The following is a 23,041-nucleotide window of genomic DNA, read 5'->3' on the forward strand; positions in this document are numbered from 1 at the left end:
GCAATAGGTCGGGCATGACGGGCTTCTATCGTGTTCTCAAAATGATCGTGACGGGGGTGTTAGCAAGTCGGCGGGCAAAAGTCATCCGCCAATCAGGCAATGGCTGGACTTTGCTACCAGCCACCGCCGCCGCCGCCACCACCGCCGCCACCGGAAAAGCCACCGCCGGAGGAAAAGCCGGAGGAGGAGGTGTTCTGCGTCGGCATGGACGACGACATGGTCGAGGCCATGGAGGAGGACAAGGCACCGATCTGATCCGACAGGTGGTGATGACTGAAATCGCCGTGATACCAGTAGGGCGAATAATAGCCGGCTGTCCCCGCAGCAACGGCCGCAGCAAGCCAGGTATCAAAGGTTTTCGACCAGGGCTTTTCCACGCCGAGCGCCACTGCATAGGGCAGCAGTGTTTCGAAATGCTGCGGCGACATTTTCGGCGCGCTTGCCATGTTCATCCGGTCGGCTTCCGCCAGCACCAGATATTGCTTCAGCCCGGCGATCTCATCCATCTTCTTGCGCCCGGCAGGCGTCGGCGCTCCCATCAGCGTGAAGAAGACAAGGTTCATCAGCACGATGCCGCCAACGGAAACAATGACAGCCCAGTCCTCTCCATAAAGCGCATCGGAGAAAAAGGTGAGCATAATGCCGCCGATGGTATGGATGGCGAAGAAACCGCCAAAGGCGATCAGCAATAGCAGCCGCACAACCAGAAACACGCCGCTCTTGCGCCGGCTGAAGCTTTTGGAGATGGCGGTGGCAAACAGGCCGACAAAAATCGCCATGAAAATCGACAGAAACAGGATCGGGATCACCGTATCGCTGATCATGCCGAAGGCCAGAAGCGCAATCACCGAGACGGCGGACAGCGCCAGGCCGCCACCGATATAGCCGCCATTGGAAACGAAATATTCGCCGCGATGCTCGCCGGTAATCGCCCCGGTAAAGGCGCTGGCCATGGCCGAAACCGAGCTTGAATGCGCCTTGTCGATAATGAAGACACCGCCGACATTATCAATATCCTTCAGCACCGCGCGCTGACCGGATGGCAGGCTCGGATCGAAGGGTTTTTCCGTGCGGGTGATCCGCATGCCCTTTTTCGGCTCGTCAATGGTGACAAACCCCTTGACGGCCAGATCGATCACCGTTGCCGCAATCGCATCAAAACGGTGCGAACCGAAGCCCTGATGCTCGACATACGCAACCAGCCCCGGCGACAGTCCCTCGGGCGGCTCCCAGCGCGGCACGACAACGCCCGGCTTGGGATCGCGGCCAACCCGCAGCCAGAAAATCATATAATAGGCAAAGACCAGAATGAGACCGCCAAAGCCGATAAAATAATTGCGGTAGTCGTCAAAGAACCACGATGCGCCCGTTGCCGGATCCGGCCCGGTAATCGCCCCTTTCGGGATGGCGACGACGACGGAAAGCCCCTCTTCAGGCGGAAGCGGCGCTGTTGTGGTGACGGTGATCACATTGCCGTTTGTGCTTTCACGCGCGGCCTTGCCGATGGCACCGTAATCCCCGGTGAAGAAATCCGTCTTCAGCGGCGTCACCCCCTCCGGCAGGCGGATGACCGCCGTGGCCGTTTCAATCGGAAAGGCCCAGAAATTGCCGGTGGCATTCCAGTAGACCTCGTCGTGATCATCGAAATAGCGAAGCTGCCGGTCGGTATCATAGGTCAGCACATAGGTGTGATCGCCGGGCGGCAGCATGGTATCGGCCGAGCCGATATAGATGCGGATGCCGCCGGAAATGCTTTCCGTATGCCACTGGGCCGGCCGGCCATCCAGCGTGACGGATTTAAGGTCAAAGGTGACAGATCCGCTGCGGCCATTGTCCTGCCGGAACTTCAGCGGAAAATCGCGATAGATGCCACGGCGGATCTGGTCGCCCTCGGCATGAACGGCAATCGTCTCGGTGACATCAAAAAGACCGGAGGGCTTCACCGTCACATCCGAGGAAAAACTGTTGATCACCTCGGCGGCCCGCGCCGGCAGGACCGGTGCCAGCAAGAGCGCCATAAAGAGAACCGCCAGCATCGCTGGCCGTTTCATGGCCTCAACCAGCAAATCCGAGGCATTTCTGTTCCGGTCTGCTGTCGCCATGGTTTTCGTCCTCAATCCTCGAAGGTGACGCCGAGCGTTGCAAGCGCATCCCAGTAGCCGGGATAGGTCTTGCCGACGCAGAGCGGATCAAGAATGGTGATGCCGGAAATCTTCAGCCCCGCCAGTGCAAAGCTCATGGCGATGCGGTGATCGGCAAAGGTGTCGATCTCGGCCGGCAGATGCTGACCGGCAAGGGCCGGATCGGCATGGACGATCAAATCATCGCCCTCTTCTTCTGCCAGCCCCTCGCGGATGGCATTGAGCCCGAGCGACAGCGCCCGGGTGCGGTCGCATTCCTTCACGCGGAGATTTTCAATGCCGGTAAAGCGCACCGGCGTCTGGTTGAAGGCAGCAAGCACGGCCAGCGTCGGCACCGCATCCTGCATCTGGCTGCCATCGATCACCGCCGGCATATGCGGGAAAGATGCGATCACCTGATAGGCCCAGGCATCGGGCTGGGTGAATTTATCCGCCGCCGTGCCGATATCGATCGCGCCGCCGGTAAGCTTTTCCGCTGCCCAGAGATAGGTGGCGGCAGAAGCATCCGGCTCGATATGGAAATCGGTCGCCTGATAGCCCGTCGGCTTCACCCGCCAGCTTGCCTCGTCGATCTTTTCCACCGCAGCGCCGAAGGCTGCCATGGCATCAAGCGTCAGATCGACATAGCCGCGCGCGCCGATTTCAGAGCCCGTCAGCGCAACAGTGACCGGCTGGTTCGCGCCTTCAGGCGCAAGCGGCGCGGCCATCAGCAGGGCGGAAACATACTGGCTGGAAAGTCCGGCATCAATGTCCACGCGTCCGGTGCCGAAATGGCCATTGCCGTGGATTGTCACCGGCGGGCAGCCGGTCGGGGCAGCCGCATCAATGCCAAGGCTTCTCAGCGCTTTCACCAAAGGCCCGATCGGGCGCTTGCGCATATGCTCGTCGCCATCGACCACCACCGTGCCGGAGACGCTTGCCACGGCCGCCGTCAGAAACCGTGTTGCCGTGCCGGCATTGCCGAGAAAGAGCGGATCAACCGGTGCCTGCAGCGCGCCGGAACCGGTGACGACAAAGCTCGTCGCATCCGGTTCATCCACGATGACGCCCATGGCTTTGAGCGCATTGGCCATGTGACGGGTGTCATCGCTCTTCAGCGCGCCGGTCAGCCGGCTTGTGCCTTTTGACAGGCCGGCGAGCAACAGCGCGCGATTGGTGATGGATTTCGAACCGGGCGGGCTGACATGGCCGGAAAGCGCATGCTCCGGCGGAATGACGGTCAGCCTGTCTTTGTCAGTCATCGGAAATTCGTCCTCAACGGGCCTTCAAGAGACCGGAATGTTCAAAAGGAGACCTGCGGCACCGCGCGATCGGCGCTGTTGTCGATCTCGAAATAGTCTTTCTTGTGAAAGCCGTAGCGGCTGGCAACCATATTGGAGGGAAAGCTCTCGACCTTGACGTTCAGGTCGCGGGCGGCACCGTTATAATAACGGCGCGCCATCTGGATCTCGCTCTCGGTCTGTTGCAGCGTCTTCTGCAATTCGGCAAAATTCTGGCTGGCCTTGAGGTCGGGATAGGCTTCGGCAAGGGCGAAAAGCCGGCCCAACGCCTGGGTCAGCTCGCCTTCGGCAGCAGCGCGTCCCGCCACATCGCCTGCCGGCACGGCCGTCGCCTTGTTGCGCATGGCAACCACCTCTTCCAGCGTGCCGCGTTCATGGCTGGCATAGCCCTTGACCGTTTCCACCAGATTGGGAACCAGATCAGCACGGCGCTTCAGCTGCACATCAATACCGGACCACCCCTCTTCCGCCATCTGCCGGGCGCTGACAAGGCTGTTATAAAGCGAAATTGCATAAAAGATCACCGCCGCAGCTATGACGACAATGACGATAAGGGCGGTCAGCATCGATACTCTCCCTGACTGATCGGAATGAGGCTAGATCGCCGCATCCGCATGTCAATCCTGCATGTCCAACCAAAAGCCTGATGCTTCAGGCCGCTTCGGGTGCATAGCCCCCGGCATCGGTCAAAAGGAACGCCTCGCCGCAGGCCTTGGCCAGCGTGCGCACGCGCAGAATATAGCTCTGCCGTTCCGTCACCGAGATGACACCGCGCGCATCCAGCAGATTGAAGATATGCGATGCCTTGATGCACTGGTCATAGGCCGGGAACACACATTTATGCAGCATGCCCGCAGCGGTCGGGTGGCCGGCGTCAAGCAGTGCCTTGCATTCGGCTTCCGCATCAAGGAAATGGCGATGCAGCATCTCGGTATTGGCATATTCGAAATTGTGCCGCGAATATTCCTGCTCGGTCTGCAGGAAGACATCGCCATAGGTGACCTTTTCGTCGCCCTCTCGGCCGTTGAAATTGAGGTCATAAACATTGTCGACGCCCTGCACATACATGGCAAGCCGCTCCAGACCATAGGTCAGTTCACCGGCCACCGGCGCGCATTCAATACCGCAAACCTGCTGGAAATAGGTGAACTGCGACACTTCCATGCCATCGCACCAGCATTCCCAGCCAAGCCCCCAGGACCCCGTGGTCGGGTTTTCCCAGTCATCCTCAACGAAGCGGACATCATGCAGCAGCGGATCGAGCCCGATCGCTCGCAGCGAGCCGAGATAAAGCTCCTGCAGATCCGGCGGCGAGGGCTTCAGCAGAACCTGATACTGGTAATAATGCTGCAAACGGTTCGGGTTTTCACCATAGCGGCCATCGGCCGGGCGGCGCGAGGGCTGCACATAGGCAACATTCCAGCGCTTCGGCCCGAGCGCACGCAGCGTCGTTGACGGATGCAGCGTACCGGCGCCCACCTCCATGTCATAGGGCTGCAAAATCGCGCAGCCCTTGTCCGCCCAGTAGGACTGGAGCGTCAGGATCAGCCCCTGGAAGGAGCGTTTGGGGTGCATATGGGGCGCAATCTCATCCTTAGACATGGCGAACCGGCTTTCCTTGGCTTTTCATTCCGGTTGCGGTGAGTGCCACGGAAGGGCCAAGGGGTCAAGCTTATCGAACGGCAGGGGCCGCAAATCACCCGCCAAACAGGCAATTTCCGGCACCTCACCGCTCAGTTTCGGTGTAACGGCATCAAGCCTTGGTGGGCAGCGGCCGGAACTCGTCCTTGCTTGGCGTCATCAGGCTGACGATCCAGATGGCGATAAAGGCGGCGATAAAGCCGGGAATGATCTCATAGACACCGGCACCACCCATAAAGCTCTGATCGAAGCCAAGCGCGATCCAGCCGCCAACCGTCACCGCACCGACAACCAGACCGGCAACGGCCCCCCAGCCCGACATGCGCGACCAGGTGAGCGACAGGATGATCAGCGGCCCAAAGGCGGCACCGAAACCGGCCCATGCATGCGATACGAGGCCAAGAACCTTCGAATCCGGGTTCCAGGCGATCCAGGCAGCGAGCACGGCCACCAGCAGAACGAAGAAGCGGCCGATATTGACCAGTTCCGGCTCGCTGGCATGGCGGCGCAGGAACAGGCGGTAGAAATCCTCCGTCAGCGAGGAGGACGACACCAGAAGCTGGCTCGAAATCGTGCTCATGACGGCAGCCAGAAGGGCGGCGAGCAAAAAGCCCGTGATCAGCGGAATGAACAGCTGATGAGCCAGAATGATGAAGATCGTTTCCGGATCGGCAACGGTGATATTGTTGCCAACCACGAAGGAGCGGCCGAAAATGCCGACGCCGATGGCACCAAGCAGCGAGATCACCATCCACGCCATGCCAATATTGCGCGCTGCCGGAACATCCTTGACGCTGCGCACCGCCATGAAACGGACGATGATATGCGGCTGGCCGAAATAGCCGAGTCCCCAGGCAACCGCCGAGAGCCAGCCGATCACCGTGACGCCATGGATCATCGACAGGAAATTCGGGTCGACACTCAGCATACGCGCTTCAGACACACCAAAGCCGCCGGCACGGATGACGACGACGATCGGCATGATCACCAGCGCGACCATCATGATGCAGCCCTGAACGAAATCCGTCAGGCTCACCGCCAGAAAACCGCCGATCAGCGTATAGACCAGAACGATCCCCATCGTGATGAGAATGCCGACCTGATAGGGGTTCAGCCCCTTGATCGTGACGAGATCCTGAAAGGCGGTATCGAACAGCTTGCCGCCAGCCACCAGACCAGATGCCGTGTAGACCGCGAAAAAGACAACGATGACAACGGCTGACACCGTGCGCAGCATGGTCGACCTGCTGGGAAAGCGGTTCGACAGGAATTCGGGGATGGTCAGCGCATTGTCATAGCGTTCGGTCTGTTCGCGAAGCCTTGGCGCAACGATAACCCAGTTGAAAAACGCCCCGATCACGAGCCCGATGCCGATCCAGCTCTGGGCGAGGCCGCTGACGAACAATGCGCCGGGAAGCCCCATCAGTAGCCAGCCACTCATATCCGATGCACCGGCAGAAAGGGCGGCAACAGCCGGCGAGAGCTGGCGGCCGCCAAGAATATATTCTTCCGAACTCGATGTGGATTTGCGCCAGGCGTAAAAACCGATCCCCAGCATCAAAAGAAAATAGATCGACAGGCTGATCCAGATTCCGGTGCTCATGATCGCGTCCCCCTTCTGTTTGCCGCCCGGCGCGATCAAAAGCTCAGGCGGGGATATCCTTGTTGTCCGGCAAACACACGCAAACCAGCATACAGCTTACCGAATCCTCCCGCAAAAGCTGTACCACCCGATCAACCGCTGTCACAACCCTTTTGGAGAATTTCCCCGGCCAGCCCCGTCTGCGTCATTGAGACAGGGCCTGAAAAACCCGGCATCAATCGCGGCAAGGCTGCAAATTTTCATGAAAAACGCCCGCCGCACCACCGCGCAGGCCTGGCAGCCATAGGCAGGATCGTATCACTGCACCACCCGATTTATAAAGGGCCCGATTTATAAAAAGAGAGAAAGACAGGAACTGCAACACTGTGAAAAGCAACTGCAGTCAGCCCGTCCAAGCCCGTTAAAACAGGCTATTCCTGATCCTTGCGGACACTGTAGACCCCTGTATCGGGGTCCTTTACCAGAGTTCCGATCGCGCCATTCTTCTTCTCGGCACGGCGCTGTTCTCCCCGCGCCGTCGTCTTCTCGGCATCAGCGATGAACTTGCGATAAAGCATGTATCCGCCGCCGAAAATAGCAGCCATGACCAGCAATTGCGGCATATGTGCCTCTTTAATCCTGTGAACCGCGCGTTAAAGCCCGTAACGCGACCATAATGCACGCTCTTCCGCCTGTTCGGCAAGACCGGCGGCAAGACCTGCGGCAATCCGTTCGCCGGAAAAATCGACGCCCGGCACCCTGCGCCCCAGAAGCGTGGTCGGGCCGGTGATCAGCTTGAGCTCGACAGTTTCGCCATAGCGATCGGCAAGTGTCTTGCGCATATCGCCCATACCATCGACCAGACCGAGCGCGACACCGCGCTTTCCGGTCCAGAACATGCCGGTGAACAGATCCGGATCATCGGCAAGCTTTGCACCGCGCCGTTCCTTCACCATATCGATGAAGACGTCGTGGATCTCGCTCTGAAGCGTTTTCAGATAGGTGATGTCACGTTCCTTTTCCGGCTGGAACGGATCCAGCATCACCTTGTTTTCGCCCGAGGTATAGACGCGCCGCTCGATCCCGAGCTTCTCGATCAGCCCGGTAAAGCCGAAACCACCCGAAACCACGCCGATGGAACCGACAATTGAAGTGGGATCGACGAAGATCTCATCACCGGCAAGCGCGATCATATAGCCACCCGATGCGGCCACATCCTCAACGAAGACAAGTACCTTCTTGTGCTTTTCTTCTGCCAGGAGGCGAATCCGCTCGAAAATCTGCCGTGACTGGACAGGCGATCCACCCGGCGAATTGACCGAAATGGCGATAACGGGTGCGGATTTGAGCGAAAAGGCCTTTTCCAGCGCGGGCGCAACCGATGCAAGATTGAGTGCCGGCCGGGTGCGTGAACCACCCGCCATGATGGTGCCGGACAGGCGCACCACGGGAATGATTGTCCGGTCCTTGCGAAACCGCGCTGGCACAAGCCTCTTCAATGCATCCTTCATCGGGTATCCCTCTCAATCAATGCGTGCCGGTTGTCCGGGCGTGCTAGATGTATGGGCTCGCGCATCAAAGACAAGGGCAGACATGCATGGAAAATAATCTTCGCCCTAAAGGCGTGCATAGGCAGCACGGCCATTATTCAGATCGTCGACATCTTTGCTGAAAGCGTGACCGGAGGTTGCATGCATGACAAGTGCGCTGCGGATATTCAGCCGCGCCCGTGATCCCTTGACCGCGCTGACCAATATCCGGAAGGCATTTTCGCCCGCCCGGGCATGAATGGGCGTGATCTCCAGCCCGCCGAAACGCTTTCCACAGGCCTGAATGATTGCGGCGATGGATTGCGGCCGTGCGATCAGCGACAGCGTACCCGACGGCTTCAAAATTGCACCGGCCGTGCGGATCCAGTCCTCGAACAGATCGCCGGCAATCGCATGGGCATCGCGCTTCAGCGGATCGGGCGTGGCCCGGTCGGACGCATCATTGAAAGGCGGATTCATGATCACATGGTCGAAACTGTCATCCACAAGACCGGCTGCATTGCGCGCCGCCCCGCGCAGGGTCACATCTGCCTCAAACAGGCTGACACGTTCAGCAATTCCGGCATTTTCGGCCAGAGCAAGCGTCTTTTCGGCAAAGCCTGCCATGTCGGCAGAGCGCTCGAACAGACAAACATGGGCGTTACGCAACCGCGCGGCAACGGCCATGCCGGCGCCCCCCGCCCCCGCACCGAGATCGGCAACACGAATTGCCCCCGTACCGGTCACCATGGAGGCCAGAAGCATGGCATCCATGCCAATGCGGTGACCGCGCCCCTTCGGCTGAACCAGGTAGAAAGCGCCACGATGGAAAGCGTCGACCGTCTCGGTCGCCGCGATGGATTCGGCCGCCGCCCTCATTCCTGCCTGAGCTCCTTTTCCAGCCCGGCATCGACCAGCAATGCGCGCGCCTCCTCGGCATCACCATCATCCACCATAAGCCGACGCGGCAGGAGACCAAGCGAACCTTCGGTCAGGCTCATGGCCTGATCCGCCACGAAAAAGTGAATCCCGGCCTCTTTCAGCAGGCTTTCCACAAGGCTCAGCAGCACTGCGTCATTTGTGCGCATGAGGTTGATCAATGACAAGAGCTTCTCCAAGATTTGAGCGTAACGAAACAATTTGCCTCTTGTCGCATCAGGGCTGCCTCCCTATTGTCAGCGACAATTCCGTTAACAGGAGCGATCAGCCTTGGGCGTCGTCACACCGCTAGCCAAAAAAACCGAACAACCCGCATCCATAAAGCCGATTGTCGACCTGACAAAGGCGGATATGGAGCGCGTCAACGCGCTCATCCTGTCCAAGGCAGGCTCGGATGTCCAGATGATTCCCGAAGTGGCCAACCACCTGATCTCCTCCGGTGGCAAGCGCCTGCGCCCGATGCTGACCCTGGCAGCGGCATCACTCTTCGGCTATTCCGGCGAAGGCCATGTGCTTCTGGCCACCAGCGTCGAGTTCATGCACACCGCCACGCTTCTGCACGACGATGTGGTTGATGAAAGCGATTTGAGGCGCGGCAAGTCTTCAGCCCGGATGATCTGGGGCAATCAGGCCAGCGTTCTTGTCGGCGACTTCCTGCTCGGCCAGGCCTTCAAGATGATGGTCGATGCCGGCTCCATGGATGCGCTTGCCGTCCTTTCGAACGCCGCCGCCGTCATTGCCGAAGGCGAGGTGTTCCAGCTCGCAGTTTCCAAGAAGATGGAGACCAGCGAGGCGGACTATGTCAACGTGATTCGCGGCAAGACCGCAGAACTTTTTGCCGCCGCCGCCGAAGTCGGCCCGATCATTGCCAATGCCTCACCCGCTGCCCGCACGGCGCTGCGCGACTATGGCATGGCGCTCGGCCTTGCCTTCCAGCTGGTCGACGATGTGCTGGACTATGGCGGATCCAGCGCCGATCTCGGCAAGAATACCGGCGATGATTTCCGCGAGGGCAAGATCACGCTTCCGGTGATTCTGGCCTATGCGCGCGGTGATGACGACGAGAAGGCTTTCTGGCGCAAAGCCATGGAAGAAGGGCAGAACGACGACGAAGCGCTCGCCCGGGCCAAGAGCCTGATTGCCCGGCATGGCGCTCTTGAAGACACGATCGCCCGCGCGCTTGATTATGGTGAAGAGGCGCGTTCGGCGCTTTCTGCATTGCCGCCGTCGCCGATCAAGCAGGCCCTGGTGGACGTGGTCGACTTCTGTATCGCCCGGATAAGCTGACCTGCCGGAATATTGCCGTCTTCAGGCCGCAAAACAGCTGGAATCTCGATAGCACGGATGGAGAAGAAATTTGATGGATAGCAAGCGCCGCTTCAACACTGGCTCCAGACGCTTCCTGACGACGGCAGCCCTTGCCCTTGCGCTTGGCTTTCCCGCCATTGCCAGTGCAGATACGGCGCCGGTGACATCGGCCGAAGCCATGTCGATGACGGCCAACAGCTTTGCCGGGGCGCTTCTGGCCGGCCAGATGGCCGCCAATGACAATGATCTTGAAAGCGCCATCGCCTTCTTTCGCCGTGCTTTGCAATTCTCTCCGGACGATCCGGGCACCAACAGCCAGCTCTTCGTCGCCCTGATGTTTCGCGGCGATGTTGAAGGGGCGACGGCTCAATCCGGCAATGTCGGCGGCAATATCCAGCTTGCCCCGCTCGTATCGCTGGCCCGTGGTCTCGACAGCTTCAAGCGTGGCGACTACGATGATGCGCTGAAGCAGCTCGGCACCTATAAGGACAGCGATATCGACCGGCTCGCTGCCAATCTCGTTTCCGCCTGGGCCATGGTAGGCAAGGGGGATGTGGATGGCGCGCTCGACAGCCTTGACGGGATCAAGGGACCGGAGTGGTTCAAGGTTTTCGTCAATTACACTGCCGGCGCCATTGCCGATCAGGCCGGTATGACCGCCAAGGCCCGCACCTATTTCAACAATGCGCTTTTCGATGAGGCCGGCGTACGCGCCGCCCCCGATACCTTGTTGAAGATCGTTACCGCCCTTGCCGCCATCGAACAGGCTGCAGGCAATACGCAAAAGGCACTCGACGTCGTCTCCGTTGCCGAAGGGTACGGGCTGAACGACGCCGTCCTGACGCCATTGCGCGACCAGATCAATAACGGTGTGCCGATTGAGGGCAAGGCGGCCTCGATCGAGGCCGGTGGCGCCAGCGCTTTCTTCATGCTCGGCGCTGCGCTGAATCAGGGCGGCTCCGACGATCTCGTCTCGCTCTATGTTGCGCTCGCCGCCGCGCTGGATGCCAGTGATCCCGGCATTCTGTTTCTTCAGGGACAGCTGGCCGTCAACGCCAAGGACCCCGAACTGGCACTGTCCTATTTCTCCCGCATTCCCGCAACGGCCCCGCAATATCGCCTTGCCGAGCTGCAGAGCGGACTGGCGCTCGCCGATACCGGCAAGAGCGACGAGGCCAAGGCCAAGCTGGAAGATCTGATCGCCGCGTCGCCCGATGACAGGCGTGGCTATCTGGCGCTTTCAGCCATCTATTCCTCGGATAAGGAATATGAGGATATGGCCCGCGTACTCGACAAGGCCGTCGAGGTGATCGGTCCTGTTCCCGCCACTGACGACTGGGGTATTTTCTACCGGCGCGGCATCGCCTATGAGCGGCTGCATCAGTGGGACAAGGCTGAGCCCAATTTCTTCAAGGCGCTTGACCTCTATCCCGAACAGCCCGAAGTGCTCAATTATCTCGGCTATTCGTGGATCGATCAGGGGATCAATCTCGACAAGGGTCTCGACATGATCAAGACCGCCGTCGACAAACGGCCGGATGATGGCTACATCGTTGATTCACTCGGCTGGGCCTATTTCCGCCTCGGCCGCTTTGACGATGCAGCAAACGAACTCGAACATGCCGTGGAACTGGATAGTTCCGATCCGACGATCAACTACCATCTGGGCGACGCCTACTGGCGCACCGGGCGCAAGCTCGAGGCGATGTATCAGTGGAGCAAGGCGCTTACTCTCGGCCCCGAGCCCGATGATATTCCCGAGATCAAGGATCGCCTCGCCCATGGCCTGCCGGACCTGCCTGCGACAGAAGACAGTGAAAAGGCGGCAAGCGCCGAGAGCACCGCGCCGCCTGCAAGCGACAGCGCCGACCCGGCTCCGGCCCAATGACGACGGCTGACGCCTTCGACCTTGCCGAGGAAGCGCCGGCGAAAATCAATCTGGCGCTTCACATAACCGGACGAAGACCGGATGGCTATCATCTCATCGACACGCTCGTGACCTTTACCGAAACGGGCGACCGGCTGTTCTTTGCCGCAGCTGACGAGGATCGGTTCACCGTGTCCGGCCGCTTTGGCGGACGCGTGCCCTCCGGCCCCGCAGCACAAGCCGATAATCTGGTGGTCAGGGCGCTGGACCTCATGCATAGGCTGGCCGCAGCGGAAGGCCGAACGGCAGAGCCTGTGCATATTCACCTTGAAAAGAACCTGCCCCCCGCCTCCGGCATTGGCGGCGGCTCGGCAGATGCTGCGGCAACGCTTCGCGGACTGAACAGGCTCTGGCGGCTTGGCCTTCCGCCTGAGCGTCTGGAGCAGGCAGCCCTTGCGCTTGGTGCCGACTGCCCGATGTGCGTGGCAAGCCGGCCTCTTCTGGCGCGCGGTATCGGCGAGGAACTGATCCCCCTTCCCCATTTGCCGCCGCTGAATATGGTGCTGGTCAACCCGCTTTCGCCGGTTGCGACACCGGCCGTATTTGCGGCCCTGACCAATCGCGAAAATCCGCCCTTGCCCGCCATTCCCACCGCAGCCGAGCCGGAGAAATGGCCCTTGCTGATTGCCGCCGGGCGCAATGATCTGGAAGTGCCGGCGCTCGCCCTTCTGCCTGAGATCGGCGCCGTTTTGCAGGCGCTGGAAAAAACCGGGACAAAACTCACCCGAATGTCGGGATCGGGCGCCAGCTGCTTCGGCCTTTATGACGATGAAAATGCTGCGACGGACGCAGCTGGACGGCTGACGCACGCCTTTCCCGACTGGTTCGTGATGGCCGCCAGCACGGTTTCGGGAGAAAAACCATGAGCAGAACCGGTGAAGACCGCCCCTTTATCCCCGTGCGCTTTGCAGTGCTGACCGTCTCCGACAGCCGCACGCTTGAAGATGACCGTTCCGGCGCTACCCTTGCCGCGCGCATTGCCGACGCTGGACATGTCTTGAGCGAAAGGGCAATCCTGCCCGATGATTGCGTGCAGATCCGTGAAACGGTGACGGCCTGGTCAAGGCGTGACGATATCGATGTCGTCGTGACGACCGGCGGAACCGGGTTTACCGGCCGCGATGTGACGCCGGAAGCAATCGAGCCGCTGTTCGACAAGCGGATGGACGGGTTTTCGGCCATCTTCCACCGCATCTCCTTTGAAAAGATCGGGACCTCGACCGTGCAGTCACGGGCAACAGCCGGGCTGATCGGCACCACCTTCGTTTTCGTGCTGCCAGGGTCGCCCGGCGCCTGCAAGGATGCCTGGGACGGCATTATCGGCGGGCAGTTCGACTATCGTCACCAGCCCTGCAACTTCGTCGAGATCATGCCGCGGCTCGATGAACATCTGCAGCGGAAAAAGGGTTGAGTTTGGCAAACGGCCTCACGCGCGCGCGCGCTCCGTCACCCAGGCCGGAATAATCTCACAGGAAAGCCGCCGCGAATTCATGCGTCCGGCAAGGGCAAAGGGCGAGGAACCGCAGTCTTCCGCTTTTTGCAATGCAACCTGTTTCGGCATCAGCAAGCCCGTTTCCAGCGGACATCTGCGCCGGAACAGCGAGGTCAGCCAGGAACGCCGGTAGCGGCTGGATTGGGTAAAGCGCGCCGGCCGGCTTTCAAGCGCCATATGTTCGGTCACCGTTTCAACCCAGCCCGTCAATGGCCGCGCACCGGGCTCGACCAGCATCACCCAGTCGCCGCGCGCCGAGTTGATCACCGATTTCAGATCCCATTCACGATGGAAGCGACAGCCCGCAGCCTCTGCAACGACCTCCGTACCGTCCGTCGAGCCGTGATCCAGCACAATGACATCGCTGACAAGCCCCTCGACAGCGCCTGTCACGAGGCTGGAAAGCGTGTGCGCCAGCGCCGGTTCCTGATTTTTGCATTCGATAATGACGGTCAGCATGCCTATTCTTATGCAGAGCTTGACGGAAATGTGAAGGCTTTCTTCACTATGTTCTTGCTTTGTTCTAACTAATCCGTTATCAGAATCCCATAAACGCTTCTATGGAGGTTCCGATGAACGAAGTCGTGCGCATGATGGCAGGTCCTGATGCGGCTTTTGAGGCCGGTTCCCTCTCGCCTGAAACCGGCATGGAGCTGATTGACAGCGGTCGGCGCAGGGGTCGCGGCGCAACAACCAATCCTGATGGCCGCTTCGAAGTGTTGAACCGGACCCATTTCGACGATGGCTGGGACCGCGACGAGACGCCGGTTCCACTCAAGACAGACGTGCAGATTGAAAAGTCGCGAACGGTCATTACCCGCAACACGTCGCCGGATGTGCCTTTCGAACGTTCCATCAATCCCTATCGCGGCTGCGAACATGGCTGCATCTATTGCTTTGCCCGGCCGAGCCATGGGTTCATGGGGCTTTCGGCAGGCCTTGATTTCGAGACCCGGCTGTTCGCCAAGCCGGATGCCGCGCGCCAACTTGCCAACGAATTGTCCAAGCCCGGCTACCGGGTGAAGACCATTGCCATCGGCACCAATACGGATCCCTATCAGCCGATCGAAAAGGAATGGCGGATCATGCGCCAGATCCTTGAGGTGCTTTCGGCCGCCAACCATCCGGTCACGATCACCACCAAGTCGGCGCTGGTCCTGCGTGATCTGGACCTGCTGCAAGCCATGGCGGAAAAACGGCTGGTCAAGGTGATGATGTCGGTGACGACCCTGGACCGCAAGCTTGCCCGGCTGATGGAGCCACGTGCAGCAACACCGCCACGCCGGCTGGAAGTGATCCGCGCCCTGTCGGACGCCGGCATACCGGTCGGGATATCGCTGGCTCCCGTAATCCCCGTACTCAATGACCATGAGATCGAGCGCATTCTTGATAGCGGCAAGGCTGCTGGCGCCTCTGAGGCAAGCTATATTCTGCTGCGCTTGCCATTGGAGGTCGCTCCTTTGTTCAAGGACTGGCTGCTTGAGCATTATCCTGAACGGTTCCGTCACGTGATGAGCCTGATCCGCTCCATGCGCGGCGGCAAGGATTACGATGCCGAATTTGTCCGGCGGATGAAGGGCAGCGGACCTTATGCCTGGCAGATCGCACGCCGCTTCGACATGACGGCCAAGCGCCTCGGCCTGATGAAACGCGGCATTGCGCTGCGTGATGATCTTTTTTCGCCGCCCAATCCGGGGGGAACCCAGCTTTCGCTGTTCTGATCCGCCTCTTCCGGCCGGAAGCCGCCCTTGTTTTCCGGCCGATGAAGTCCCCTGCCGCCGCTTTTGGGGACTTGCAGGAGATCGGCTGGTTGTGTGAAATGGCGCCATGTCACCACGCAAACCAGCCGATTCTCCAACCCTTTTTGAAATCCCGCCCGGAGGGCCTGATTTTGCCCTGGAACACCAGGCGCAGAAGAACGGCTTCAGACTGGTCGCCGGCTGCGATGAGGCAGGACGCGGGCCGCTTGCAGGGCCGGTTGTCGCGGCAGCTGTGATTCTGGATCCCGCCCATGTCCCGGCGGGCCTCAATGATTCGAAGAAGCTGACGGCGAAGAAACGCGAGGCCCTTTATGCCGAGATCATGGCCCATGCCACCGTTGGCATCGCCTCCAGCGGTCCCGAACTGATCGACCGGATCAATATTCTACGTGCCAGTCTTGACGCCATGCGTCGTGCCGTCGAAGCTCTCGCGAGAGCCCCCGATATGGTACTGACCGACGGCCGCGACACGCCGCCGAATATCGCGATGAAGGCGAGCGCCGTGATCAAGGGCGACGCCCGATCGCTTTCGATCGCCGCCGCCTCGATCGTCGCCAAGGTCACGCGTGACAGGATGATGGATCAGGCGGCGCACATCTTTCCCGCCTATGGCTTCGAAAAACATGCCGGCTACGGCACGGCTGCCCATCTCGCCGCCATCCGCCAGCACGGCCCCTGCCCGCTTCACCGCATGAGCTTTCGCCCACTGAAACAGGACTGAGAACGCGGCTACTGCATGTATCGCGCTCACGCGCGGCTCAGCTAAAAAAAGGAGAAATTCTCGGGAAAAATGATGGTCGGAGTGGCGTGATTCGAACACGCGACCCCCTCGTCCCGAACGAGGTGCGCTACCAGACTGCGCTACACTCCGTGACCAGCGGCGCTTCTATAGACCAGCCCTTACGATGAGGCAAGCGGTCAAAGCGAATTTTCTGACACTTTTATGTATGATGACTTGGACAGCAGGCAGAACCGGGTTCCAGACTGCAATCACATCGATCATGAATTGCATACGATCCGCAAATTTTCGATGATTTCCTTCTTTGTTTAGAAATTTTTGGTTCAATCATCAATCAAACTCGATATTGACGCACGATTCCACATTCGTGCCGCTTGACCACGGCCTCGCTGTCACGCTATGTGAAGGCCAAAGGAAATACCGGCTGGCGGCTGGCTCGCGCGCGTGCAAGACACGCGCAAGGCATGCCAGAGACCTAAAGTCTGGCAATCCTTCGCGTTCCGACGCAAAATCGGTGTCCCAAGGCTTATTTTCGTTTCAAGGCTTCTCAAGATTATCGGGTAACGGTGAACACGCATGATCAACACTCCCTATCTTCTGTTTCTGGGCGATGCGCCCGACCAGCTGGCAGCCAAGGTTGCCCAGGGCATCAAGGACTGGCGCCCGGAATTTGCCCTTGGTCAGCTGAAGCTTGACGGCTGCAATGCCGATCTCGGCCTGCCGAATCTTTCGATTTCAGAAGCCGTGGAAAAGGGCGTCAAGACGCTTGTCATCGGCGTTGCCAATCGCGGCGGCATCATTTCGCCGGCCTGGAAGAGCGTTCTGCTTGAAGCGCTCGACGCCGGTCTCGACATCGCCTCCGGCCTGCATAACCTGCTGCGCGACGAAGCTGATCTTGCCGCCAAGGCCAAGGAACTGGGCCGCGTGCTACATGATGTCCGCATTCCTTCGGTCAAATACCCGATTGCCAATGGCAAGAAGCGCGCCGGCAAGCGCATGCTCGCTGTCGGCACCGACTGCTCCGTTGGCAAGATGTACACCGCGCTTTGCGTTGAAAAAGCCCTGCTTGAAGCCGGTGCCAAGGCCAGCTTCCGCGCCACCGGCCAGACGGGCATCCTGATCACCGGCGAAGGTGTTCCGCTTGATGCTGTGATCGCCGATTTCATGGCCGGATCCGTCGAATATCTGACCCCGGAAAACGACGCCGATCACTGGGACCTGGTCGAAGGCCAGGGCAGCCTGTTCCACGCTTCCTATTCCGGCGTCACCATGGCGCTCGTCCATGGCAGCCAGCCCGATGCTCTGGTTCTGTGCCACGTTCCGAACCGCCCGCATATGCGCGGCCTGCCCGACTATCAGCTGCCGTCGCTGGAAGACCTGCGCGATGTTGCGCTGAAGCTTGCCCGCGTGGTTAATCCGGCCTGCGAGGTTGTCGGCATTTCACTCAACACCCATGGCATGTCGGATGAGGACGCCGCGAAAATCTGCGCCGAGACCGAAGCCCGCATGGGTCTGCCGACGGTTGACCCGTTCCGCCATGGCGCCAAGCGTCTTGCCGACGCGCTCCTTGCCCTATGAGCGGCGTAACACTTCACGCGCGCGAAGATGTGTTTCCGGTTGCCGGAAGCTTCACCATCGCGCGCGGCTCCCGCACCGAGATCCGTGTCGTCACAGTCACGCTGGATGATGGAACGCATCGCGGCCAGGGCGAATCGGTACCCTATGCCCGATATAACGAAACCGTCGATGGCGTGATTGCCGACATCATGACGCTGGAAAGCGCCATTGCCGGTGGCATGGACCGGCTTGCCCTGCAGACACGCCTGCCGGGCGGTGCTGCGCGCAATGCGCTGGACTGTGCCTTCTGGGACCTGGAAGCAAAGCGGGCAGGCAAGCCTGTGTGGCAGCTTGCCGGGCTTGCTGCGCCCGGTCCGCTGATGACGGCCTATACGATCTCGCTTGGCACACCGGAAAAAATGCGAAACCAGGCCGCTGAAAACGCCCATCGCCCACTGCTGAAGGTCAAGCTGGGCGCCGATGGCGATCTGGAACGGATCGAAGCCGTGCGTGCGGGTGCCCCCAATGCCGATATCATCGTCGATGCCAATGAGGGCTGGTCGGTGGAGGCCTATCAGGCGCTCGCTCCGACACTGGTGCGACTTGGCGTCAAACTGGTCGAGCAGCCTCTGCCTGCCGGCAATGATGAAGCCTTGAAGGATATCGCCCGCCCGCTTCCCGTCTGCGCGGACGAAAGCTGCCATGACCGCAAGTCACTGGCCGATCTTGCCGGCAAATATGATGCGATCAACATCAAGATCGACAAGACCGGCGGGCTGACGGAAGCACTTGCCTTGAAGGCGGAGGCCGAAAAGGCCGGTTTTCAGATCATGACGGGCTGCATGCTTGGCACCTCGCTTGCCATGGCCCCGGCCATGCTGGTCGCCCAGAATACCGCCTTTGTCGATCTCGATGGACCGCTGCTGCTGGCGGCGGATCGCGATCATGCGATCCGCTTTGAAGGATCGAAAATGCACCTCCCCGAACCGGCCCTTTGGGGCTGACGGGATCACGACAATCTTTGTAACCTGATGCCGGCCGCCCAGCGCGCCGGCATTTTTTCTTTCGCCACACGCCCTTGCCGACACCGGTTCATCACGCGCAAAATCTCTGTATTTTTTTTGTCGACAATTCGTCGCCTGACTGTTAATGACGAAGAAAGTGAAGAAAAAGCCCGCAATTTCGGGCCCTACGACAACGGGACAATCATGAGCAACTCAGTTTTCAAGGGATGCATGCCAGCGCTGATGACGCCCTGCCATGCCGATCGCACGCCGGATTTCGATGCACTTGCTGAAAAGGGCAAGGAGCTTATTGCTCTCGGCATGTCTGCCGTTGTCTATTGCGGCTCGATGGGCGACTGGCCGCTTTTAAGCGATGAGCAACGCCAGCAAGGCGTCGAAGCTCTCGTCAAGGCCGGCGTTCCCGTGATTGTCGGCACGGGCGCCGTCAACACCAAATCGGCAGCAAGCCATGCAGCCCATGCTGCCAAAGTCGGTGCCAAGGGCCTGATGCTGATCCCGCGGGTTTTATCGCGCGGCTCCTCGCTCAGCGCGCAGAAGGCGCATTTTTCCGCATTGCTGGAGGCCGGCGCAGGCCTGCCTGCCGTGATCTACAACAGCCCCTATTATGGCTTTGCGACCCGCGCCGAACTCTTCTTCGAACTGCGCGCCAAACACGCCAATCTCGTCGGCTTCAAGGAGTTCGGTGGTAAGGCCGACATGACCTATGCGGCAGAAAACATCACCACCGGTGACGATACGCTGAGCCTGATGATCGGCGTCGACACCGGCGTCTTCCATGGCTTCGTCAATTGCGGAGCCGTCGGCGCGATTACCGGTATTGGCAACGCCCTGCCGCGCGAAGTCCTGCATCTCGTCACGCTTTGCGAAAAGGCTGCCACCGGCGATGCAGCCGCCCGCCGCGAGGCAAAAGAGTTGGAAGACGCGCTGATGGTGCTGTCGACTTATGATGAAGGCCCTGACCTGGTCCTGCATTATAAATATCTGATGGTGCTGAACGGTGATGAGAAATACCGCCTGCACTTCAATGAAAGCGATGCACTGAGCCCCTCTCAGCAGCGCCATCTCGAAAACCAGTACGCCCTGTTCAAGGCCTGGTACGCGTCGCGCTATCCGGCCTGACAGAACGGGCCGGCATGACATCAGCAGAAGGGGGCAAGGTTTGTCAGCAGGCTGGGGCCGACCCGGTTCAACGCGACGGCACCGGCGACACTGCCTTCAATTTACGCAGCGTCAGACATGACTTTCGCCCAGCCTTGCGCTGAGTGCATAGACGCCTTGCAGCAAAGCCACTGCCTCGTCGATGAGACCTTCGCTATATGTCAGTCAACACAGATTGATGAGCAACAGACTAGGTTGCTCAAGAGACGGAGATTTTACGATGGGCATGGCACGTTCCTTCAACAACTGGGTGAAGTATCGTCAGACCGTCAGCGAGCTCGACCGCATGTCGACACGGGAACTGTCGGATCTCGGCATCAACCGCGAAGATATTCGCCGCGTCGCCCGCAAGGCTTCGTTCTAAGCTTCCCCCCGGCCTTCAGGGCCGGGACATCAATTCGTTGCGACGCACTCCTCCTCCCAGCGTCGCCTCGATATGGTTGACGATACTCCTCCTCCCAATCGTCAATCAACCCAATGACGCCCACCGGATCCTCCTCCCCCGGTGGGCGTTTTGCTATTCTACGGACGTCATTCACGGGTTGCGTCGCATGGCTGGCAGGTCAGGCAGGCGAATGTCATGAGGCCCCGCGCCGATTGGCAAGCCGGCGGATTTCCTGCTCGTGAAGCTCCTTGATTTTCTGCTCATTCTCTTCTCGCTGTCGTTCTTCCTGCTCCCGCGTTGCCTCTGCCCGCGCCGCCGCCGCGGCCCGTTCCTGAGCCTCTCTATCCCGGCGCAACTGCTCGCGCGCCGCGGTATCGATGGACCTTGACCGGGATCTATCGCCATAAGGCTGAATTGCCATTTCAAAAGCTCCCATAGATTACACTTCCACGACCGTAGCCATTGAAACCGCGATAAAAAATTCTTTAATTTTAATGATGCGACCGCAGCTGGAACTGAAAATAAAGGACTTGTGTCACGCGCTCCGCCATGCCCTGCGCGGGATATGAGCGAAATATGGCTTTCTCAAATCCACGATCACCGACAGCGCCTGGCCACAGGGCAGCTCGGGAGGGGCTGCCTGCGTTTTGCGCAGTGTCAGGCGTGGCTTTCACCCAGCCTTGCGCTGAGTGCATAGACGCCTTGCGGCAAAGCCACTGCCTCACCGATGAGACCTTCGCTATATGTCAGTCAATACAGATTGGTGAGCAACAGACTAGCTTGCTCAAGAGACGGAGATTTTACGATGGGCATGGCACGTTCCTTCAACAACTGGGTGAAGTATCGTCAGACCGTCAGCGAGCTCGACCGCATGTCGACACGGGAACTGTCGGATCTCGGCATCAACCGCGAAGACATTCGCCGCGTCGCCCGCAAGGCTTCGTTCTAAGCTTTCCCCTGGCCGTCAGGGCCGGGACATCAATTCGTTGCGACGCACTCCTCCTCCCAGCGTCGCCTCGATATGGTTGACGGTACTCCTCCTCCCAATCGTCAACCAAACCCAATGACGCTCACCGGATCCTCCTCCCCCGGTGGGCGTTATTTTTTGTCGAATGGTTAGCCATTGGCAACGTCCGTCCGCTTCTGCCTTTGACAGGCCGCCCGCGACGACTATGTTGAAACCAGCTTCATTCACTATGATCTGGTTTGCCATGACATTGACCGAAACGTCTCCCCTCACCGCCGCCTATTTTGATTTCCTCAGCCGCTGCAAGACCGGTGTCGAAGTCTGCGACTTCATCCATCAAGAAGCGCTGAAGCATGGCTTTGCCGATGCGTCCGCAGTCCATGATGGCGGCAGGCTGAAGATCTCGCTCCGACTGAACAAGCGCTGCGGTATTCTGTTATCGATTGGCGATTTCGCCAATATCGACAAGGGATTGAAGCTTCTTGCAACCCATGTGGACAGCCCTCGTCTTGACCTGAAGCCCGCCCCGGCGACAGAGAAATACGGCATTGGCACCTTGCAGACGCGCTATTATGGCGGCGTTCGATTCTATCAGTGGGTCGGCATGCCGCTGGAATTGCATGGCCGTGGCCAGCGTGCCGACGGCACATCATTTTCCGTCCGCATCGGCCGTGAGGCTGACGAGCCGGTCTTCACCATTTCCGATCTCGCCCCGCATCTGCGCCACCAGCCGGAGGGCGGACCGAAAAACAGCACGACGATTACCGCCGAACATCTGAACCTGATCTCCGGCCTGCGCGGCAGCGACAGTGAAGCGGGGCGCCCGGCTAAGGTGTTTGAAACGCTGCTTCAGGCGCTCGATCTGAAGCCGGAAGATTTCGTGACCGGTGAGTTCGAGGCCGTGCCGGCGGTCGCACCGCGCTATATCGGTTTTGGCGGCGATCTGATCGGCGCCTATGGCCACGACAACCGCTCCTGCACCTTTGCAGCCCTTCATGCCATGTTTGATATCGATGACGAAAACGGCAATTACGGCTTCGTCTTCACCGACCGTGAAGAGGTCGGTTCGCAGGGCATTCATGGCGCTGATTCCAACATGCTGGAACGCTTCCTTTTCGAGGTGTTCGAGAAATTCGGTGACAACAATTACTTCCGCCTGCGCCGGGCAATCTCCAATTCGGTGATGGTCAGCGGCGATGTCAATGTCGCCTGCGACCCAACCTGGTCCGGGCCGACCGATGAGAACAATAGCGGCCATCTCGGTAAGGGGGTCTGCATTGCCAAATATACCGGCGCGCGCGGCAAACGCGGCGCCAGCGAGGCGGACTCATCACTTGTTGGCCAGATGCGCAATATCATGATCCGCGAAGGGATCGCCTGGCAGCCGGGCGAACTCGGCAAGGTCGATTTCGGCGGGGGCGGCACGGTGGCGATGCATTTCACCCGCCAGGGCGTTCAGGTCTTCGACATGGGGCCGCCGGTGCTCGGCATGCATTCGCCGTTTGAAATCCTCTCTACCGAGGACCTGAAAACCACCCGCGACGCCTATGCCGCATTCCTGAAAGACTTCACGATCGAAAACCCGATCGCCTGAGCGGATGCATGAAAGTG

23 protein-coding genes and 1 tRNA gene are annotated in these 23,041 nt (G+C 59.7%); 12 read left to right on the forward strand and 12 right to left on the reverse strand.

What is annotated here, in order from left to right; all coding sequences use genetic code 11:
• Nucleotides 1-113: 113 nt before the first annotated feature.
• The 9 genes from FJU08_RS05105 to FJU08_RS05145 form a co-directional block, all read right to left on the reverse strand.
• Nucleotides 114-2,036, reverse strand: coding sequence for a DUF2207 domain-containing protein (locus FJU08_RS05105; protein ID WP_235890601.1), 1,923 nt, complete (start codon nt 2,034-2,036; stop codon nt 114-116).
• A gap of 77 nt (nt 2,037-2,113) precedes the next feature.
• On the reverse strand, nt 2,114-3,382 hold the full coding sequence (gene aroA / locus FJU08_RS05110; RefSeq protein ID WP_141147895.1) for a 3-phosphoshikimate 1-carboxyvinyltransferase: 1,269 nt from the start codon (nt 3,380-3,382) through the stop codon (nt 2,114-2,116).
• 41 nt (nt 3,383-3,423) lie between these two features.
• On the reverse strand, nt 3,424-3,987 hold the full coding sequence (locus FJU08_RS05115; protein ID WP_141147896.1) for a LemA family protein: 564 nt from the start codon (nt 3,985-3,987) through the stop codon (nt 3,424-3,426).
• Nucleotides 3,988-4,072: 85 nt separating this feature from the next.
• Complete coding sequence (locus FJU08_RS05120) at nt 4,073-4,996, reverse strand: glycine--tRNA ligase subunit alpha (RefSeq protein ID WP_141148142.1); 924 nt, start codon at nt 4,994-4,996, stop codon at nt 4,073-4,075.
• 178 nt (nt 4,997-5,174) lie between these two features.
• A complete protein-coding gene (putP, locus tag FJU08_RS05125) occupies nt 5,175-6,665 on the reverse strand; it encodes a sodium/proline symporter PutP (protein WP_141147897.1) in 1,491 nt (496 codons plus the stop codon).
• A gap of 410 nt (nt 6,666-7,075) precedes the next feature.
• Entirely contained in the window at nt 7,076-7,267 is a 192-nt protein-coding gene (locus tag FJU08_RS05130) for a hypothetical protein (protein WP_141147898.1), read from the reverse strand.
• A 30-nt stretch (nt 7,268-7,297) separates the two neighbouring features.
• Nucleotides 7,298-8,155 (reverse strand): S49 family peptidase, encoded by an 858-nt coding sequence (locus FJU08_RS05135; protein WP_141147899.1) that lies wholly within the window; start codon nt 8,153-8,155, stop codon nt 7,298-7,300.
• Nucleotides 8,156-8,260: 105 nt separating this feature from the next.
• Complete coding sequence (locus FJU08_RS05140; protein ID WP_141147900.1) at nt 8,261-9,052, reverse strand: tRNA1(Val) (adenine(37)-N6)-methyltransferase; 792 nt, start codon at nt 9,050-9,052, stop codon at nt 8,261-8,263.
• Complete coding sequence (locus FJU08_RS05145; protein WP_141148144.1) at nt 9,049-9,273, reverse strand: putative signal transducing protein; 225 nt, start codon at nt 9,271-9,273, stop codon at nt 9,049-9,051. The genes FJU08_RS05140 and FJU08_RS05145 overlap by 4 nt, the downstream gene beginning before the upstream one ends.
• A gap of 109 nt (nt 9,274-9,382) precedes the next feature.
• On the opposite strand from FJU08_RS05145, the gene FJU08_RS05150 reads away from it, so the two are divergent.
• From FJU08_RS05150 to moaB, 4 genes are all read left to right on the forward strand, one after another.
• The gene (locus FJU08_RS05150) at nt 9,383-10,399 is read left to right on the forward strand and encodes a polyprenyl synthetase family protein (RefSeq protein ID WP_235890581.1); all 1,017 of its coding nucleotides are present in this window, start codon (nt 9,383-9,385) and stop codon (nt 10,397-10,399) included.
• Between the two features lie 73 nt (nt 10,400-10,472).
• On the forward strand, nt 10,473-12,308 hold the full coding sequence (locus FJU08_RS05155; protein ID WP_141147901.1) for a tetratricopeptide repeat protein: 1,836 nt from the start codon (nt 10,473-10,475) through the stop codon (nt 12,306-12,308).
• Nucleotides 12,305-13,213: a 4-(cytidine 5'-diphospho)-2-C-methyl-D-erythritol kinase gene (locus tag FJU08_RS05160; RefSeq protein WP_141147902.1), complete on the forward strand. Its 909-nt coding sequence runs from the start codon at nt 12,305-12,307 to the stop codon at nt 13,211-13,213. Before FJU08_RS05155 ends, FJU08_RS05160 begins: the two co-directional genes overlap by 4 nt.
• Nucleotides 13,210-13,758 carry a molybdenum cofactor biosynthesis protein B gene (gene moaB / locus FJU08_RS05165; protein WP_141147903.1) on the forward strand — a complete coding sequence of 183 codons (549 nt, stop codon included), beginning with the start codon at nt 13,210-13,212 and terminating at the stop codon, nt 13,756-13,758. The genes FJU08_RS05160 and moaB overlap by 4 nt, the downstream gene beginning before the upstream one ends.
• Nucleotides 13,759-13,773: 15 nt before the next feature.
• Here moaB and FJU08_RS05170 read toward each other — a convergent pair whose 3' ends face one another.
• Nucleotides 13,774-14,298, reverse strand: coding sequence for a glycosyltransferase (locus tag FJU08_RS05170; RefSeq protein WP_141147904.1), 525 nt, complete (start codon nt 14,296-14,298; stop codon nt 13,774-13,776).
• Nucleotides 14,299-14,486: 188 nt separating this feature from the next.
• On the opposite strand from FJU08_RS05170, the gene FJU08_RS05175 reads away from it, so the two are divergent.
• Both FJU08_RS05175 and FJU08_RS05180 read left to right on the forward strand, forming a co-directional pair.
• Nucleotides 14,487-15,560 (forward strand): PA0069 family radical SAM protein, encoded by a 1,074-nt coding sequence (locus tag FJU08_RS05175; protein WP_407943686.1) that lies wholly within the window; start codon nt 14,487-14,489, stop codon nt 15,558-15,560.
• A 106-nt stretch (nt 15,561-15,666) separates the two neighbouring features.
• Nucleotides 15,667-16,320: a ribonuclease HII gene (locus FJU08_RS05180; protein ID WP_141147906.1), complete on the forward strand. Its 654-nt coding sequence runs from the start codon at nt 15,667-15,669 to the stop codon at nt 16,318-16,320.
• 73 nt (nt 16,321-16,393) lie between these two features.
• Here FJU08_RS05180 and FJU08_RS05185 read toward each other — a convergent pair.
• A tRNA-Pro gene (locus FJU08_RS05185) sits at nt 16,394-16,470 on the reverse strand.
• A gap of 444 nt (nt 16,471-16,914) precedes the next feature.
• Between FJU08_RS05185 and dgcN the strand changes: the two genes are divergently transcribed.
• The 4 genes from dgcN (at nt 16,915) to FJU08_RS05205 (ending at nt 20,442) form a co-directional block, all read left to right on the forward strand.
• The gene (gene dgcN, locus FJU08_RS05190; RefSeq protein WP_141147907.1) at nt 16,915-17,916 is read left to right on the forward strand and encodes an N-acetyltransferase DgcN; all 1,002 of its coding nucleotides are present in this window, start codon (nt 16,915-16,917) and stop codon (nt 17,914-17,916) included.
• Nucleotides 17,913-18,899 carry an N-acetyl-D-Glu racemase DgcA gene (gene dgcA / locus FJU08_RS05195; protein ID WP_141147908.1) on the forward strand — a complete coding sequence of 329 codons (987 nt, stop codon included), beginning with the start codon at nt 17,913-17,915 and terminating at the stop codon, nt 18,897-18,899. Before dgcN ends, dgcA begins: the two co-directional genes overlap by 4 nt.
• Nucleotides 18,900-19,103: 204 nt before the next feature.
• Nucleotides 19,104-20,039, forward strand: coding sequence for a dihydrodipicolinate synthase family protein (locus tag FJU08_RS05200; RefSeq protein ID WP_141147909.1), 936 nt, complete (start codon nt 19,104-19,106; stop codon nt 20,037-20,039).
• 259 nt (nt 20,040-20,298) lie between these two features.
• The gene (locus FJU08_RS05205) at nt 20,299-20,442 is read left to right on the forward strand and encodes a DUF1127 domain-containing protein (protein ID WP_141147910.1); all 144 of its coding nucleotides are present in this window, start codon (nt 20,299-20,301) and stop codon (nt 20,440-20,442) included.
• Between the two features lie 214 nt (nt 20,443-20,656).
• Here FJU08_RS05205 and FJU08_RS22695 read toward each other — a convergent pair whose 3' ends face one another.
• The gene (locus FJU08_RS22695; protein WP_181409751.1) at nt 20,657-20,899 is read right to left on the reverse strand and encodes a hypothetical protein; all 243 of its coding nucleotides are present in this window, start codon (nt 20,897-20,899) and stop codon (nt 20,657-20,659) included.
• A gap of 369 nt (nt 20,900-21,268) precedes the next feature.
• On the opposite strand from FJU08_RS22695, the gene FJU08_RS05215 reads away from it, so the two are divergent.
• Nucleotides 21,269-21,412, forward strand: coding sequence for a DUF1127 domain-containing protein (locus FJU08_RS05215; protein WP_141147910.1), 144 nt, complete (start codon nt 21,269-21,271; stop codon nt 21,410-21,412).
• Between the two features lie 262 nt (nt 21,413-21,674).
• On the forward strand, nt 21,675-23,024 hold the full coding sequence (locus FJU08_RS05220; RefSeq protein WP_181409752.1) for a M20/M25/M40 family metallo-hydrolase: 1,350 nt from the start codon (nt 21,675-21,677) through the stop codon (nt 23,022-23,024).
• Nucleotides 23,025-23,041 lie beyond the last annotated feature (17 nt).

This window comes from Martelella alba, from assembly GCF_006516955.1.
In the GTDB taxonomy this organism is placed as follows: domain Bacteria; phylum Pseudomonadota; class Alphaproteobacteria; order Rhizobiales; family Rhizobiaceae; genus Martelella; species Martelella alba.